The 15,280-nt window shown below is 63.1% G+C and carries 13 protein-coding genes; 5 read left to right on the forward strand and 8 right to left on the reverse strand.

Annotation, left to right across the window (positions count from 1 at the left end):
- The first annotated feature begins 32 nt into the window (after positions 1-32).
- The 4 genes from QWY79_RS14785 to QWY79_RS14800 all read left to right on the forward strand — a co-directional run bounded on the left by QWY79_RS14785 (position 33) and on the right by QWY79_RS14800 (position 6,134).
- A complete protein-coding gene (locus QWY79_RS14785; RefSeq protein WP_290274414.1) occupies positions 33-1,622 on the forward strand; it encodes a BCCT family transporter in 1,590 nt (529 codons plus the stop codon).
- Complete coding sequence (locus QWY79_RS14790; RefSeq protein ID WP_290274416.1) at positions 1,615-3,165, forward strand: HAL/PAL/TAL family ammonia-lyase; 1,551 nt, start codon at positions 1,615-1,617, stop codon at positions 3,163-3,165. The genes QWY79_RS14785 and QWY79_RS14790 overlap by 8 nt, the downstream gene beginning before the upstream one ends.
- Positions 3,162-4,700: a histidine ammonia-lyase gene (hutH, locus tag QWY79_RS14795; RefSeq protein ID WP_290274419.1), complete on the forward strand. Its 1,539-nt coding sequence runs from the start codon at positions 3,162-3,164 to the stop codon at positions 4,698-4,700. Before QWY79_RS14790 ends, hutH begins: the two co-directional genes overlap by 4 nt.
- Positions 4,701-4,799: 99 nt before the next feature.
- A complete protein-coding gene (locus QWY79_RS14800) occupies positions 4,800-6,134 on the forward strand; it encodes a Na+/H+ antiporter family protein (RefSeq protein WP_290274422.1) in 1,335 nt (444 codons plus the stop codon).
- Between the two features lie 105 nt (positions 6,135-6,239).
- Here QWY79_RS14800 and QWY79_RS14805 read toward each other — a convergent pair whose 3' ends face one another.
- From QWY79_RS14805 to QWY79_RS14820, 4 genes are read right to left on the reverse strand one after another with little or no spacing between them, the layout of a single operon-like run.
- A complete protein-coding gene (locus QWY79_RS14805) occupies positions 6,240-6,863 on the reverse strand; it encodes an SCO family protein (protein ID WP_290274773.1) in 624 nt (207 codons plus the stop codon).
- A 12-nt stretch (positions 6,864-6,875) separates the two neighbouring features.
- Positions 6,876-7,340: a copper chaperone PCu(A)C gene (locus QWY79_RS14810; RefSeq protein WP_290274424.1), complete on the reverse strand. Its 465-nt coding sequence runs from the start codon at positions 7,338-7,340 to the stop codon at positions 6,876-6,878.
- 59 nt (positions 7,341-7,399) lie between these two features.
- Entirely contained in the window at positions 7,400-7,735 is a 336-nt protein-coding gene (locus tag QWY79_RS14815; RefSeq protein ID WP_141319831.1) for a hypothetical protein, read from the reverse strand.
- Positions 7,736-7,782: 47 nt separating this feature from the next.
- The gene (locus tag QWY79_RS14820; protein ID WP_290274429.1) at positions 7,783-8,232 is read right to left on the reverse strand and encodes a YchJ family protein; all 450 of its coding nucleotides are present in this window, start codon (positions 8,230-8,232) and stop codon (positions 7,783-7,785) included.
- Between the two features lie 238 nt (positions 8,233-8,470).
- On the opposite strand from QWY79_RS14820, the gene guaD reads away from it, so the two are divergent.
- Positions 8,471-9,796, forward strand: coding sequence for a guanine deaminase (gene guaD, locus QWY79_RS14825; RefSeq protein WP_290274432.1), 1,326 nt, complete (start codon positions 8,471-8,473; stop codon positions 9,794-9,796).
- 30 nt (positions 9,797-9,826) lie between these two features.
- On the opposite strand, the gene QWY79_RS14830 is transcribed toward guaD, so the two are convergent.
- The 4 genes from QWY79_RS14830 to cydB form a co-directional block, all read right to left on the reverse strand.
- The gene (locus QWY79_RS14830; protein ID WP_290274436.1) at positions 9,827-10,819 is read right to left on the reverse strand and encodes an adenosine deaminase; all 993 of its coding nucleotides are present in this window, start codon (positions 10,817-10,819) and stop codon (positions 9,827-9,829) included.
- Between the two features lie 95 nt (positions 10,820-10,914).
- Positions 10,915-12,621 carry a thiol reductant ABC exporter subunit CydC gene (gene cydC, locus QWY79_RS14835; RefSeq protein WP_290274438.1) on the reverse strand — a complete coding sequence of 569 codons (1,707 nt, stop codon included), beginning with the start codon at positions 12,619-12,621 and terminating at the stop codon, positions 10,915-10,917.
- A complete protein-coding gene (gene cydD, locus QWY79_RS14840) occupies positions 12,608-14,263 on the reverse strand; it encodes a thiol reductant ABC exporter subunit CydD (protein WP_290274441.1) in 1,656 nt (551 codons plus the stop codon). The genes cydC and cydD overlap by 14 nt, the downstream gene beginning before the upstream one ends.
- 13 nt (positions 14,264-14,276) lie before the next feature.
- A complete protein-coding gene (gene cydB / locus QWY79_RS14845; RefSeq protein WP_290274444.1) occupies positions 14,277-15,278 on the reverse strand; it encodes a cytochrome d ubiquinol oxidase subunit II in 1,002 nt (333 codons plus the stop codon).
- Positions 15,279-15,280: the final 2 nt, after the last annotated feature.

Consider the following 15,280-nt stretch of genomic DNA (forward strand, 5'->3'; position numbering starts at 1 on the left):
GATTAGTACAACAAAACCCAACGGAGGCTTCTATGCCAACACAAGGCAACAAAAGTCTAAATCGAAAGGTCTTTATACCAGCTTTCGCCATCATTTTGCTGGCAGTCACTATCGGACTGATCAACAATGAGTTGCTGGTCAGTGTTGCCAGAAAGCTGTTCTATCTCTCACTATCCGACTTTGGTTGGCTCTATCAGTTACTGGCTTTTACAACGCTAGGCATAACCACTTATATATTCTTTTCCAAATCCGGAAACATTCGCCTAGGTGGCGAAAATGCCAAGCCTACTTTTTCTATGCCGACGACTTTCGCCATGGCACTTACCGGTGGCATTGCCACTGGAGTGGTGACTTACTCAGTCAATGAGCCGATCATCTATCTGGGCAATGTTTATGGCGAGATCGATAACCAATCATTCGACCCGAGGAGCGCCGAGGCTGCCATCTTCGCACTGGCCAGAAGTTTCCACAACTGGAGCTTTATCCCCTATGCCATGTACTCTATAGTCGGTTTGATGATTGGCTATATGCACTTTAACTGCCAACAGCGCTTCTCTATCTCGTCAACACTCGTACCAATTCTCGGCAACGCCGAAAGCAAGCCATTGATTCGCGCAATTGTCGATATTATATCCGTACTAGCAATCGCCCTGGGGCTCGCCTCATCGTTGGGAGCCGGCTTAGCTCTAATCAGCTCCGGACTAGAAGTAGAGTATGGAATCACCTCCAACCCCACTACTTGGCTGGCACTAACGTTAGTCATCTCGGCTATCTTTATCACTTCGGCACTTTCCGGCCTTAAACGTGGTATTCGTTTCTTATCATCAGTTAATGCTTATATTTTTTACGCCTTCGTCGCAATTCTACTGATAATAGGGCCGCTAAACTACATCCTCAGTCTGTCGGTTACCAGTCTGGGTTATTGGTTCGATAACTTCTTCCTTTGGTCATTCGATACCAAAGAGTCAGGAGGGGAAGCCCTGGTGACCTGGTGGACTATGTACGACTGGTCGATCTGGATCGCTTATGCTCCATTGATGGGACTGTTCCTAGCACGAATCTCCTATGGAAGAACACTTCGTGAATTCCTTATCATCAACTGGATCCTACCCGCGGTATTCGGCATAGTTTGGTTCGCCATATGGGGCGGATCTGCCATCAAATGGCAGATGGATGGGACCCTAGACCTCATCGAAGTGGTGACCCAGAGCGGCGCAGTATCAGGGCTCTGGGGGTTCCTACAGCACATCCCACTGTCCGTCCTACTGATTCCACTAGCAATACTTACTCTGATCCTCTCTTTCTCCACCGCCTCTGACTCGATGTCCTCAACAATCGCCACCATTTGCACCAAGAACATGAGTGCAAGCGAAGAGGCTCCCCGGAAGCAGAAGATTATTTGGGGACTCTCGATAGGCGTCATCGCCTTTATAATGGTGGCCTTCGGTGGCGGTGCCCAGGGAGTAGATGGGATCAAGTTCTTAGCTGCAGCAGGCGGCTTTATCGTGCTGTTCTTGTTCGCACTGATCGTGGCCTCAGCAGTCAAGGTTTTTATCGGCCGAGGAGCGCCTAAACAGCAGTCTGATAGTTCGGATCAACCGGCGGAGAAAACTTATGAGTGACGTGAAGCATATCGAGATCGGCTCAACCCCTACCGACTGGCGGCAGGTGGTTGAAGTCGCACGCCACGGAGCCGCTCTTTCACTGTCCTCGACCGCTTGGGAGCGAATTGGCACGACACGACAGGCCGTAGAAGAAATTGCCTCTTCAGGCACACCGCATTACGGTATCAATACCGGCTTAGGTGCGCTATGTAACGTAGTTCTCCAAAATAGCGAGCTCCAACGCCTCTCACACCACACGCTGATGAGTCATGCCTGTGGCATCGGTCCGCCACTTCGCACTGAGCAAGTTCGGGCGATTCTCTGCTGTGCTGTTATCAACTACAGTCATGGATACTCCGGCATTAGCCCCGCTGCCGTGGAAGGACTTTTGCGGCTTCTGAACGAAGGCATCACCCCTGTCGTCCCATCTCGGGGCTCGGTCGGCTATCTCACCCACATGGCGCACATTGGTCTGGCACTGATCGGCCATGGAGAGGTCGAGTTCCATAGCAAGCGAATGCCGAGCCAACAAGCTTTAAACGCCATCGGCATGTCACCTATCCGTCTCGGCCCAAAGGACGGCCTCAGCTTGGTTAACGGCACCCCGGCAATGACTGGCCTGGCTTGCCTGGCGCTTGACGATACTGCTCGCCTTGCCGCCTGGGCCGATGTCATCGGTGCTATGACCTTTGAGGCTCTTGGTGGCCAGCAGGATGCCCTCTTGTCGGAGGTGACACAGCTCAAGCGGCATGAAGGCGTCCAGTATTGCGGGGAGAACCTACAGCAAATGCTGCAGGGCAGCCGGCGTCTCGCGCGCTGCCAAGGGCATCATCTCCAAGACGCGCTCAGCCTACGTTCGATGCCTCAAGTCCATGGTGCCTGTCGCGATCAGTTCGACCATGCCGCCAGACAGATAAGCCGCGAACTAAATGCGGCGACAGACAATCCTTTGATGATCAAAGCGGAATCTAGCTTCCGCCCCGTCTCCCAGGCCAACCCACACGGCGCCTCGGTTGCTATGGCATGCGACCTGCTCGCGATCGCCGTGTGTGAGTGGAGTTCTATCTCCGAGCGTCGAACTTATCGTCTCGTGACGCCACAGACCAACCAGCTTCCACCTTTTCTTACATCTGAGAGCGGAGTGAAGTCAGGCATGATGATCGCCCAGTACTCAGCCGCATCGATGGTCGCCGACAACAAGCGCTTATCTCAGCCTGCAGTCACCGACAACTTCCTAACCTCGGGACTGCAAGAGGATCATCTAAGCTTCGGCGAAAGTGCAGCCCTGAAACTAGACCAGGCCCTCGACAACGCCTTCCGTGTACTCTCTATCGAGTATTTGGTGGCCGCACAGGCATTCGATTTGATCGATGATCAGGAGTTCGCATCAAGCACTGAACTGGCATGGAGAATACTGCGAGAAGTAATTCCTTTCTATGAAGAGGAGCATGGCTTGTATCTGGATCTGCAAGCAGCCTACGACTTGCTTCGCGATACCTCACGACAGGATCTCTTCATCGCGCGTGTTCCCCACTTATACCCCTCGGAGAGGAAGACATGAACCATCTCGAGATACAACCCGGCAAGATGACCCTGGCCCAGGCGCGCCAGGTCTTCGAAGCCCCTCTCCAGGTCTCCCTGCCGACCAGTGCCGATGCCGATATCGCCGCCGGCGTCGACTGCGTCAATCGTGTAGTCGAGGAAGATCGCACCGTCTATGGCGTCAACACCGGCTTCGGCCTGCTGGCCCAGACCCGCATCGAAAAGAACCAGCTCGAGGATCTCCAGCGCTCCCTGGTGCTGTCCCATGCCACCGGCGTCGGTGCCGCCATGGACGACGACCTGGTGCGACTGATCATGGTCCTCAAGGTCAACAGCCTGGCCCGCGGTTTCTCCGGCATTCGCCGTGAGGTCCTGGATGCCCTGGTGGCACTGATCAACGCCGAGATCTACCCGCACATCCCGCTCAAGGGCTCGGTAGGCGCCTCCGGCGACCTGGCCCCGCTCGCGCACATGAGTGTGGTGCTGCTCGGCGAGGGGCAGGCACGCCATCGCGGAGAATGGCTGCCGGCCCATGAGGCCCTGGCCAAGGCCGGCCTCGAACCGTTGTCGCTGGCGCCCAAGGAAGGTCTGGCCCTGCTCAATGGCACCCAGGTCTCCACCGCCTACGCGCTCAAGGGCCTGTTCGATGCCGAGGACCTGTTCGCCGCCGCCACGGTCTGCGGCTCGCTCACCGTGGAAGCCACCCTGAGTTCGCGCTCGCCCTTCGATTCCCGCATCCATGAGGTGCGCGGCCAGCGTGGCCAGATCGATGCCGCCACCGCCTACCGGCAATTGCTCGGTGAGCGCAGCGAGATCAGCGACTCGCATGTCGATTGCGGCAAGGTCCAGGACCCCTATTCCCTGCGCTGCCAGCCCCAGGTGATGGGCGCCGCCCTCACCCAGATCCGCCAGGTCGCCGAGGTCCTGGGCATCGAGATCAACGCCGTCTCGGACAACCCCCTGGTGTTCGCCGAACAGGGTGATATCATCTCCGGCGGCAATTTCCATGCCGAGCCGGTCGCCATGGCGGCCGACAACCTGGCGCTGGCCATCGCCGAGATCGGCTCGCTCACCGAGCGTCGCGTCTCGCTGATGATGGACAAGCACATGTCCCAGCTTCCGCCCTTCCTGGTGGAACACGGCGGCGTCAACTCGGGCTTCATGATCGCGCAGGTGACGGCGGCCGGACTCGCCAGCGAGAACAAGGCGCTCTCGCACCCGCACAGTGTCGACAGCCTGCCGACCTCGGCCAACCAGGAGGACCACGTCTCCATGGCGCCGGCCGCCGGCAAGCGACTGTGGGAAATGGCCGATAACGTGCGAGGCATCCTCGCCATCGAATGGCTGGCCGCCTGCCAGGGACTGGATTTCCGCGACGGCCTCAGGACCACCGACACCCTGGAAGAAGCTCGCCGGGTACTGCGCGAGCATGTCGCCTACTACGACAAGGACCGTTTCTTCGCACCGGACATCGACGCCGCCAGCAAGCTCCTCGCGAAACGCCATCTCAGTCGTCTGGCGCCCGCCGAACTGTTACCCAGCCAGGTGTGTTGACCGGCAAGCATCGCCCCGTCGCCCCTTCCAAATCTTGCCGTATCAGCAGCGGATAGGGGCGACACCAACAACAATCGACATCCTCAACAAGGACAAGACATGAACGCAGTAGTTCTGGCCATTCTGGTCATGGTCACCCTCAGCCTGATGCGCGTTTCCGTTGTGTTCGCGTTGATCGCCGCGGCCCTGGTCGGCGGTCTCACCGCCGGCATGCCGCTGGGGGAGATTCTCTCCGCCTTCAACGACGGCCTGGGCGATGGCGCCAAGGTGGCGATCTCCTATGCCGTCCTCGGTGCCTTCGCTGTGGCGCTGTCACGTTCGGGGATCACCCAGCTGCTTTCCAACAAGGCCATTGCCGGTCTCAACCTGGATGATGCCTCCGCCAATCACCGCGGCATTGCCTTCATGGTATTGGGCGTACTGCTGGCCGCAGCAGTCAGCTCCCAGAACCTGATCCCGGTGCATATCGCCTTCATCCCGGTACTGGTGCCACCGCTGCTCAAGCTGATGAATCACCTCCAGCTCGATCGCCGCGCCGTGGCCTGCGTCATCACCTTCGGCATTACCGCCCCCTATATGCTGCTGCCGGTCGGCTTCGGTTCGATCTTCCTCAACGACATCCTGTTGACCAACCTCAACGACAACGGCCTGGACGTGACAGCCGGCATGGTGCCCATGGCCATGATCGTGCCCATCGGCGGCATGGCCATGGGCCTGTTCATCGCGGTGTTGTTCAGCTATCGCCGCAAGCGCGATTATCAGGATATCGACCTGGCGCATGGCGACGAAACACCCAGCGAGGCCGCCCAGCACCTCAAGCCCTGGCAGCTGGTGATCCTCGGCCTGTCCCTGGTCGGCACGGTGGCGGTCCAGCTGTTCAGCGGCTCCATGGTGCTGGGTGGCCTGTTCGGCTTCGCCCTGCTTTCGGTAAGTGGCGTCTTCCGCTGGCACGAGCAGGACGACATCTTCACCGAAGGCATGCGCATGATGGCGCTGGTCGGCTTCATCATGATCTCGGCGGCGGGCTTCGCCAGCGTCATGCAGGCCAGTGGCGAAGTCGAGGCGCTGGTCACCAGCTCCACCGAGATGATCGGCGACAACAAGGGCCTGGCTGCCCTGATCATGCTGCTCGTCGGGCTGTTCATTACCATGGGCATCGGCTCGTCCTTCTCGACGATTCCGATCATTGCGTCACTCTATGTGCCCATGGCCCTGAACTTCGGCTTCTCGCCCATGGCCACCATCGCCCTGGTGGGTGCCGCAGCGGCATTGGGCGACGCCGGCTCCCCGGCCTCGGACTCGACGCTAGGCCCGACCGCCGGCCTCAATGCCGACGGCCAGCATGACCACATCTGGGACAGCGTGGTGCCGACCTTCCTGCACTACAACATCCCATTGATTGCCTTTGGCTGGGTTGCAGCCATGACCCTGTGACCCGGGCGATGCCACAAGGACAGCAAAAGGCCCGCCGGTATTGAGCCGACGGGCCTTTTGCATGTCAGGCAGAGGAGTACCGGCTCGCACTGTTCGCGCGGCCACTCAACCGTGCTTCAGCAGATACTCGAGGTCGCCGACGATCGACTCGATGGAGTCGAAATCACTGGCCATGAAGCGCGCCTCACCCTGCCGATTGAAGGCAAAGACACTGCTGGAGTGAGTGACACTATAGTCGCCCTGCTCATCCGGCTCGCCATACTCATAGGTCACGCGATAGCGATTGGTCAGCGCATCGATCTGCTTGCGCTTGCCGGTCAGGCCGATGAACTGCGGGCCGAAGGCCTCGGTATACTGTTTCATGACCTGCGGCGTGTCGCGTCCAGGATCCACCGACACGAAGAGCACCCGGACGTCATCGCGCTGTTCCTTGTCGAGCTGCTTGATGGCCGCCGACAGCTTGGCCAGGGTGGTCGGGCAGACATCCGGGCAGTGCGTGAACCCGAAGAACATGAAGGTCGGCTTGCCAATGTAGTCCTGGGCGCTGACGTCCTGGCCATTCTCGTCGACCAGGTCGAACTCCAGATCCGGCATGACATCCGTGATGTCATTGGTTTCCCAGTTACGATCGACGCAACCGACCATCATCAGCATGACGAACAACAGGGCAACCAGGCGACATGCGGTGTGGCGATCGGCTCTGCCCGGGGTAGCGGAAACGGGAAACACCAAGATTGACTCCTACATGGACGTGGGCGGAACCGCCTCGAACTCGACCGACAGCGATTCACGCTGTTCGAACTGCAGAGTGATCTCCACACGGTCCCCCACGGCGATCTCGCCGACGGCTTGCATCAGCATCAAATGATAGCCCTGGGGGGCAAACTCGATCGGCTCGCCCGCCGGTACTTCCAGGCGGTCTACCGCTTCCATGCTGGCCATCCCCTCGTCGCTCATGCTGCGATGCAGTTCAACCCGCCCGAAGGCCTGGCTCTGGGCGCCGACCAGCACCACCGTTCGACTCCCGTTGTTATCCAGCCGAAAATAGCCGGCGGCCGGAGTGTCACCCGGCAGCACGCGCATCCGGGCATCACTGACCTCGAGATCGGCGGCCTGGGCATTCAGGGGCAGGACACCGCCGACCAGGGTAGCCAGCAGCATTGCCGCCGTGGCGGGAAAACCTTTCCTGCGAATTATCTGCGTCATGCAACTATCCTCTGAAGGCGATGACTCGCGTCATCGGGTGGGCGGCCCCGGGTGATGGCTCAGCAGAAGGACGACAGACCACAGTTCGAGGTAAAGCGGTCCGACTCGATGTCCAGGGTGACTCGCCCATTGATGGTATTGTAGAAAAAGGATGCGTAACCGTTCTCCGATGCGGCCGACTTGTAGACACCGCAATAGCCATAGCCGTTGTTGACGCGCTGCAGCTTGTCGACCTCGATTGCCGCGCTGCTCGCCAGCTTGCCGGCCAGCGCCTGCTCGATCTCGCTGTCGAGCTTGATGGCCGAAATGGCTTGACCACCAAAGATCAGCCCCGCCAGCAGCAACAGAAACCCCACCGGGACGGCGAGACACAGCACGAGACCACGGTTCTTCATCTATCAACCTCCGTCAGAAAGCACGCCCAGCTTCACGACCCGAGCGTTCAGCCACGCATGCAGCACTGCTTGCCCTTCCTGCCACTACCACACGGACAGGGCGAGTTGCGGCCCGGCTTGAGGCGGGTCACCCGGGGTTCACCATCCACATAGCACCATTGTCCCTCGCGTCGAATAAAAGTCGAGTCTTCCTCGAGCACGCCCCAGCGGCTGCCTTCACGAAAGGTGGCACGAAACTGCACCCGCCCCTGGTCGCCGTCGCCATGCGAATCGACGATCTCGAGGCGTACCCAATGGGTCGGGTCCTCGTCCGGCAGACTGGCCGGCCGCTTGTCCGGATGCCAGGTCGCCAGCAGATAGTCATTGCGCCCCAGTGCAAAGGCGCTGAAGCGGGCACGCATCAGCGCTTCCGGCCCCGGGGCCGGCTCCCCCGCATGGTAGCGACCACAGCAAGCGGCCAGTGTGTCGCCACTGCCGCACGGACATTGCTGCTCCATGACCGACCACCCCTTATCATCAGCAAAGTGGCATCATACCCTGCCTGACGAAATTTCTCAGCCATGCGGCCCGGCCAGCAACCCCTGCGGGCCGCCTGAATCCTGCGTCACAGCGTCGCACCGGGGAATGCCTACTCGACTGCCTGTTGCTCGCCTCAGGAGCTCCATCGGGTGGTTTTCTCACCGCGAGCTGTCATGCTGGTGTCATCTACTGACGATGTCCGGAAAAGCGTGCTGCATGAGTGACTCCCGACCCGCCATGCGTCTACTGCGTGGCCCGCTATTGAGCTTCCATCACGACCCGGGAGACAGCGATGCCCCGGCCGAGGGCAGTGTCTTCCATGACGAGGACGGCGCCATTCTGATCGAAGGCGGTCTCATCCGTCGCGTCGGTCACTATGCGGCGCTGGCCGAGGACCTGCCGGCGAATATCGAGACCGTCGACTATCGCGACAAGCTGATGATGCCCGGCTTCATCGATACCCATGTGCACTATGTACAGCTCGACATCATGGCCTGCTGGGGGCGTCAGCTGCTCGACTGGCTCAATCACTACACCTTCCCCGAAGAGTGCCGCTTCGCCCGCCAGGCCCATGCCGATGTCATCGCCGAGGCCTTTCTCGACGAATCACTGCGCGTCGGCACCACCACGGCCCAGGTGTTCTGCACCTCTCACCCCGGCTCGGTCGATGCGTTCTTCACCGCCGCCCGGCGACGCGGGCTGCGCATGCTGGCCGGCAAGGTGCTGATGGATCGCCACGCCCCGCCCGAGTTGCTCGACAGCCCGCTGGGCGGCATCGCCGACAGCGAACGCCTGATCGCCGACTGGCACGGCCGTGACCGCCTGGGCTATACCCTGACGCCGCGCTTTGCGCCGACCTCGACCCGCGAGCAGCTGGATGCCACGGGAGCCGTCCTGCGCCATGCGCCGGATCTGCACCTGCAGACACACCTTTCCGAAAACCAGGGCGAGATCGACTGGGTGGCCGAGCTGTTTCCGGAGAGTCGCGACTACCTGGACGTCTACGAACGCCACGGCCTGGTCGGCCCGCGCAGCACCTTCGCGCATGGCATTCACCTGACCCAGCCCATGCGCCAGCGGCTGGCGGATGCCGGAGCGAATGTGGCCTTCTGCCCCACGTCCAATCTGTTCCTCGGCAGCGGCCTCTTCGATCGCCAGGCCTGCCGCCAGGCGGGGCTGACCGTCAGCCTGGCCAGCGACGTCGGCGGCGGGACCGACCTGTCACCGCTGGGCAGTCTCAAGGCCGCCTATCAGGTCGGCCAGTTACTGGGGCAGCCACTGACCGCCTGGCAAGGCTTCTATCAGCTGACCCTGGGCAATGCGCGAGCCCTGCGTCTCGACGAGCATATCGGCCAACTGCGCCCCGGTGGCGAGGCCGATATCGTCGTCCTCGACCCGGATGCCAGCCCCTTGCTCAAGCGACAGAATGCCCGCTGCCGGAACCTGGCCGAGCGCCTCTTCGCGCTGATGATGCTCGGCGATGATCGCGCCGTGCATGCCACCTGGGCCAACGGCGAGCGGGTTCATCAGCGATCGGAGTAAGCAGGCCACCTCCCCCGACTGACGTCCCCTTCAGCCATCCGCCAGCCGGGCCTGCAGTTCGGCACGCCTGGCCTCGTTCATGAAGGCCTCGTCGATGGCATTGGCCGCCAGTTGCCGGAAGGTCGCCTCACCCCAGCCGAAGGCCTCCCGGCAGGCCACGAAGTTGTCCAGCATGCCGCCGCCGAAATAGGCAGGGTCGTCGGAGCTCAGGGTCAGTCTGAGCCCCGCCTCGAGCAGGCGCGGCAAGGGGTGCTCCGCGAGTCGCTCGACCACCTTGAGGCTGACGTTGGACAACGGGCAGACCGTCAGCACGATGCCACGCTCGCGTAGTGTCTCGACCAGGGCCGGATCCTCCAGGCAGCGCACGCCGTGATCGACACGGCACACCTGTAACTGCTCCAGCGCCTCGTGGATATATTCGGGCGGCCCCTCCTCGCCCGCATGCGCCACACAGGCCAGCCCCATCTGCCTGGCACGCCGGAAGACCTCGGCGAAGCGGCCCGGAGGATGCCCCATCTCGGCACTATCCAGTCCAACCGCGGCGAATCGCTCACGGTAGGGCTCGACCGCTTCCAGCAACTGCATGGCCTCCTCGACGGGCTTGTCGCGCAGGAAGGCCAGAATCAGGGCCGTCGATATATCGAGTTCCCGCGCGGCCCGCTCACGGGCCCGCTCCAGGCCGTTGAGCACCGCGTCGAGCGACACGCCGCGGGCCAGATGCGCCTGGGGGTCGACATGCATCTCGACATGCACCACGCCCTCGGCATGGGCGCGACGCAAATAGTCCATGGCCAGGTCTTCAAAATCCGCCTCATGGCGCAGGACGCTCATGCCGAGAAAATACAGCTCGAGAAACGCCGACAGATCGGCGAAGTCATAAGCCCGGCGGACCTCTTCGACCGATGCATACGGCAGAGGCACACCATTGCGTGCGGCCAGTGCCATCATCAGCTCCGGCTCGAGGGTCCCCTCGATGTGCAGATGGAGCTCGGCCTTGGGCAGTTGCCTGAGAAAATCCTGCATAAGTTCACCCGATCGACTGTGAGGCTCACCATGCTCCGGCATGCCTCACCGCTGTGGCAAGCAGAGGCGCCGCCGCTCACTGGCCGGGCCCACTCTCACCCCTGATGGGACAGGTTCACCCGGCGGCTCACCCCCGGCAAGGGCTGAACCTCTGGTTCATGGTGATGGGAAAAGACGATCACGCTGCGCCCTTCCAGCCACTGGTCGAGACGCGCCGCCAGTCGCCGCGCCAGGGGCGCATCCAGGCCATTGAAAGGCTCATCGAGCAGCACCAGGCCCGGATCACGGAGCATCAGGCGTGCCAGGGCCACGCGCCTGGCCTGGCCGCCGGACAGCCGCCGGCCACCCTCGCCGACTCGGGTGGCCAGTCCATGGGGCAGCTCACGCGCCCAGTCGCCCAACTCGACGTCATCGAGGCGCTGCCACAGCGCCGCCTCGCTGGCCTGCGGATTCCCCAGCCAGAGGTTGGCCGCCAGGCTGTCGTCGAACAGCTCGCTGTCCTGAGTCAACACCGCCAGGCGGCGGCGCAGGGCGGCCTCGTCAAGTTCCTCGACAGCACATCCCCCGAGGTAGATGGCCCCGCTGTCCGGCCGCAGCTGGCGAGCCACCAGTGCGGCAATACTGGACTTGCCGGCCCCCGAGGGCCCGCACAGGGCGACCCTCTCGCCCGCCGCCAGGGTCAGCGAGACATCCGCGAGCGCCGCTTTCAGGGCACCGGGATAGCGCAGGCTGACCCCATCGAGCACCAGCGGCAGAGGGCCCGACGGCAAGTCGCGACTGGCGACTGGCTCACTCGGCGCAAGACGCGCGGCTTCCAGGGCATTGAGTCGCTCGGCGGCCGCCAGGGTGGCACCGAACTGGGTGAAGGCCATGGGCAATGCCATCACCGCTTCATTGAGCGCCATGATGGCCAGCGGGATCATCACCAGCACGGGACCGGAGAGACGCTCGGCCTCCCACAGCGTGGCGCCGACCCAGAATGCCAGCAGCCAGGCCAGGCCGATCACCAGACCGCCCAGCGCCATGCCCAGGGCCGCGATGCGGCCCAGTTGGCGTTGATCCTCGCGCAGGCGTGCCTCGATGACATCCAGACGCTGGCGCTGCTCGGCCAGGGCACCAAAGGTCTCGAGTTCGGCCATGCCCGCCAGATGCTCGATGACCCGACCGCGCAGCCGCTCCAGCTCGGCCACCCGACGCCGACTCGCCGCCATGCCCCAACGGGCCTGGCCGAAGGTCAGCCAGACCCAGACCAGCCCCAGCACCAGGGCCACCGACCCGCCGGCCAGCGGCGCCCACAGCGCCACAAAGCCGCTCAGCGCGAGAATCGCCACCAGTGCCACCAGCGCCGGCGCGAGCAGACGCAGAAAGAGGCTATCCAGGCTGTCGATATCGGCGGTCAAGCGGTTCAGCCAGTCGCTGGCGCGACGCCGGCTGAGACTGGACAGATCCAGCGCCGCCAGCACCGAGAACAGGTGGCCGCGCAGGTCGGCCAACAGCCGCAGCACGGTGTCATGGTTATAGAGACGTTCGCCGTAACGCGCCAGGGTACGCGTCAGCGCAAAGGTGCGTATGCCGCCCCCCGGCACATAGACATCCAGGGTCACGGCCGCCCCGGCCGCCAGCGCCAGGCCGGTCAGGCCCGTGGCGGTGATGAACCAGCCGGAAAGCGCCAGCAGCCCCAGGGCCGCCATCAGGGCCAGCAGCATCAGCAGAGCACCGATCGCCAGACGCCCGCGCCGACGCGCCAGATGTCTCAGCCAGGGCCGCAGCGTCGTGATCACCCCGGTCTCATTCATCGCCATGCCCTCCCTGCTCCTGCAGCGTCAGCCGCCGACTCGCCAGGGCCAGCGGCGCTGCCCGGTGGCTGGCGATGACCAGGGTTCGGCCCTGTTCGATCAGCGCGGAGAAGGCCGCCAATACCCGCGCTTCGCTGTCGGCATCCAGGCTGGCCGTGGGTTCGTCCAGCAGCACCACCGGCGCCTCGGAAAGGAAGATGCGGGCCAGCGCCAGACGCTGAGCCTGCCCGCCCGACAGGCCGACACCCCGCTCGCCCAGCGGAGTCTCGAGCCCCGCCGGCAGCGTCGCCAGGAGATCACCCAGGCCGACACGTTGTAGGGCATCGCGCAGGGCCGCGTCGCTTGACTGTGGCGCGGCAAGCCGCAGGTTGTCGGCCAGGCTGCCATGAATCAGCAAGGGGCGCTGGTCCATCCAGGCCAGGCGCAATCCCGGCACGACGCGATGCTCACCGGCGCTGGGCTCGACGAAGCCGGCCAGCAGCTGCAGCAGTGTCGACTTGCCCACCCCGGAAGAACCGCTGATGCCCAGCACCTCGCCGGCTTCCAGCGTCAGGTCGAGCGGTCCCAGCACACGGCCGCGTTCAGCATGACGGACACAGACCGCGTCCAGCTCGACCAGCGCCTTGCCCCGCGGAGCGGCCGGCATGTGGCCCTGCCGCGGCGAGCCTTCATTGAGCAGTTCGACCATGCCCTCGGCCGCGCCCAGGGCCGCAGCGCGATCATGATAGTGCTGGGACAGGCTGCGCAGCGGCTGGAAGAACTCCGGCGCCAGCAGCAGCACCAGCAGACCGCTGAACAGGGTCAACTGGTCCGCGGGCCCGAAGGTGATATACCCCAACAGACCGAAGCCCACGTACATGGCCACCACCGCGATGGCCACGGCGGCAAAAAACTCGAGCACCGCCGAGGACAGAAAGGCGATACGCAGGGTGCGCATGCTGCGCACGCGATAGGCATCGGCGGCCGCGTACACGTCATCGGCCGCCTGGCGACCGGCACCGAACAGCTGCAGGGTGGTGATGCCCCGCACCCGGTCAATGAAATGACGCGACAGGCGCGACACCGTCTCGAACTGATCGCGATTGAGGCGTTCGGCCCCCATGCCGACCAGCGCCATGAACAGCGGAATCAGCGGCGCGGCCAGCAGCATGAACAGCGCCGCCAGCCAGTCCAGGGCCAGCACGACCCCGAGAATGACCAGCGGCACCAGCACCGCCAGCCGCATCTGCGGCAGGAAACGCGCCACATAGCCATCCAGGGCCTCGACCTGATCGACGACCCGATTGGCCAGGCTGGCAGTATGATGCCCGGTCAGCCCCACTGGACCGAGTGACTGCAGATGATCCAGCAGGATACGCCGCGCCTCGGCGCGAACCCGCAGGCTTGCCTGAACGCCGGCGGTTTCCTGCCACCACTGGGCCAGTGCCCGCAGCACCATGGCCACCGCCAGCAGCGCGAACCCCGGCAACAGCGTCGCCGGCCGGACGGCGTCGATGACCAGGGCGCTGACCAGCCAGGCCAGGGTCGCCATCTGCAGGATGGTCATCAGGCCGGCCACCAGACCCGCCACGACCGCCAGGCCGAGCGACCTGCGCTCGGCCCGGGCGAGACGCGCCAGCCAGCTGCGCGCCGTCAGGGATGATGTCATCTCGGGCATCGGCTCAGTGATAGCCCTGACCTTCGCGGACCTTGCCGCGGAAGACCCAGTAGGTCCAGGCGGTGTAGGCCAGCACGATGGGAATCACGAACAGCACCCCGAGCAGCAGGAACAGCTGGGACTCCGGGGCCGAAGCGGCATCCCAGATGGTGTAATCCGGCGGCACGATGTAGGGCCACTTGCTGACCACCAGCCCCAGATAGGTGAAGACGAAGAGCCCCAGGGTGGCAATGAAGGGCTGGCCTTCACGCCGCTGCCGGACGGCCCGCCACACCAGACCGGCACACACCAGGGCCAAAACCGGGAAGATCCAGATCAGGTGCAGATGCCCGAACCAGCGTTCGCGCACGAATTCGTCGACGAAGGGCGTCCACACACTGATGATGGCGAACACCGCCAGTACCCCGACCAGCAGCCTGGGGGTCAGACGATAGACCCACTCCTGCAGACGCCCCTCGGTCTTCATGATCAACCAGGTCGCGCCCAGCAGGGAATAGCCCGCCATCAGGCCCAGGCCGGTCAGCACGCTGAAGGGCGTCAGCCAGTCGAAGGGCCCGCCGACATAGACATAGTCCTCGACCGCAAAGCCCTGGATGTAGGCGCCCACTACGACGCCCTGGGCGAAGGAGGCCACCGCCGAGCCCCAGCAGAAGGCGCGGTTCCACCAGTGGCGGTTGCGATGCGACTTGAAGCGAAACTCGAAGGCGATGCCCCGAAAGATCAGCCCGGCCAGCATCAGGAAGACGCCCAGATACAGCGCCGGCAGGAAGACCGTATAGACCAGCGGAAAGGCCGCCAGCAAACCGGCGCCGCCCAGCACCAGCCAGGTCTCGTTGCCATCCCAGACCGGGGCCACGGTGTTCATCATCACATCGCGCCCCACTTCGTCCGGGGCAAACGGAAACAGCAGGCCCACGCCCAGATCGAAGCCATCCATGAGCACGTACATGATGACACCGAAGCCGATGATCGCGGCCCAGATCAGCGATAAATCCAACATTTCCATGA

This window comes from Halomonas sabkhae, from assembly GCF_030409265.1.
Classification (GTDB): domain Bacteria; phylum Pseudomonadota; class Gammaproteobacteria; order Pseudomonadales; family Halomonadaceae; genus Halomonas; species Halomonas halmophila.